Raw genomic sequence first — 2,092 nt, forward strand, 5'->3', positions numbered from 1 at the left:
CGGTCTGGAATACGCGTTCGCACTGCCGGACGACTGGCGCGCGAGCGTGCCGGTCGTAGATCGGGGGCAGACGTTCAGTCTGCCGTTATCCCGGATGGCGGACCTGAATGGCAACGCCTGGCATATCCAGCAGCGGACCGATGCGATTCACCACGGCGTGTCGATGCGCTTCGTCGAATACGCGGGAGGCCGTCCTACGGGGCGCGAGTTGCGCGCTGCTTCGGGAATCGTCGCGGGCTGTCTCGGGGCGCTCACCCTGCACGATGCACAAGGTGGCGTGCATCCGCTGGTGACGTATCAGCAAGACGCGCTGGGTAATTTGGGCGCCGTGCTCGATGCGCACAACGCGCCCTACTGTTTCGAGTATGCGCAGCATCAGATGGTGAGGCATACCGACCGCAACGGCCTGTCGTTCTACTACAGCCATGCGATGCACGAGGACGGCCAATGGCGCGTGAGCCACGCATGGGGCGACGGCGGCCTGTACGACTACCACTTCGAGTACGACCTTGCGCATCTGGAGACGCGCTTCACGGATTCGCTGGGTCACCTCACGGTGCTGCAATACAACGAGCAGCAATGGCCGGTGGCGCGCATCGATGGGTCGGGCGGCGTGCGCAGCTATCAATACGATGGCGAAGGCCGCACGATCGCGGAGATCGACCCGGCGGGAAACGCAACAGAATGGGAGTACGACGGGTACGGCAACCTGCTCGCGCACCGGCTGCCGGATCGCACGGTGGTGCAGACCGCGTATGACGAGAAGCATCGGCCGGTCGCGATCACCGATCCCGAAGGGGGCGTCTGGCGCCAGGTCTGGGATACGCGTGGCAATCTGATCGAACAGGTGACACCCTCGGGGTGTTCGAGCGCCTTCGCTTATGACGCGCTTGGGCAGCTGACGCAAGTGGCGGATGCGGCGCGGCGTTGCACGGCCCTGAACTACGACGCGTATGGCTATCTGGCCAGTCTGACCGATGCGTTGGGCCGCGTCACGCACTTCACCCACGATGCGCGCGGCAATCTGCTGCACCGCGAAGCGCCGGGTGAAGGGACGACGCGCTATGCGTGGGACAAGAAGGATCGTCTGATTCTCTGCGATCTTCCCAGTGGGGCATGGGTGCGTTGCGAGTATGACGGCGAGGACAATCTCATCCGCTACGAAGACGAAGCGCGCCAGGAGACGCGCTTCACGTATTACGGACAGGGGCAGCTTCAGACGCGCGTTGATCCGGACGGCAGCGTTACTCGCTATCACTACGATACCGAAGAGCAGCTGATAGGCGTAAGCAATCCGCTTGGACAGACCTGGCATCTGAAGCGCGATGCAGCGGGCCGGCTGATCGAGGAGATCGACTACTTCGGGCAAGCGCGCGGCTATGGGTACGATCCGGCGGGGCACTTGCAGCGTACTGTCGATCCGCTCGGGCGTGTGCTGACCATCCGGTGCGATTCGTTGGGGCGTATCGTGAGCCGCATTGCGGCGGGCAGCGGCGAGGACGAACATTACGCCTATAACAAGCGCGGCCAGTTGATCGAAGCGCGCAATGCGCACGGGCTGGTTCAGCGCGAGTATGACCTCGACGGGCGGCTCACGAGCGAGACGCAGCAGCATGCCGATACGCTCGGCAGCCTGAGCTACGAGTACGACGCGGCGGGTCAGTTGCAGACGCAGCGGCGCGAGATGCGTGAATTGAACGGCGAGGTGTGTTATCGGCAGACGCTGAGCCATGAGTACGATGAGTCGGGATTGGCTCGCACGCTGGGCATCGATACGCATGAGCCGATCCGCTTCACGCATGATCTGGCGAGCCGCTTGAGCGGAATCGAGTTCGCACCCGGAATCGATCATGCGTTCAGCTACGACAGCGCGGGGCGCCTTGCGCGACAGACCGCGCGGCGTGCGGGGCATCGCGAGACGCATGTCGGGTATGACTATGACGTCAGCGGGAACCTGGTCACTCGCAGCGATAGCCGGTTGGGGGTGGATCGGTATCGATACGATCCGCTGGGCCGGATCGTCGAGCATACGGATCCGGGACAGCGGCTGCGTCGGTATGTGTATGACGCGCAAGGCGATCGGTTCTCGCAG

Annotated in this window: 1 pseudogene; it reads left to right on the forward strand. The window is 63.6% G+C overall.

Features of this window, described 5'->3' with window-relative positions:
• A pseudogene (locus QCE64_RS36295) lies at positions 1-2,092 on the forward strand (type IV secretion protein Rhs); the annotation flags it as partial.

Origin of the sequence: Caballeronia sp. LZ043 (assembly GCF_031451075.1) — a bacterium.
In the GTDB taxonomy this organism is placed as follows: Bacteria; Pseudomonadota; Gammaproteobacteria; order Burkholderiales; family Burkholderiaceae; genus Caballeronia.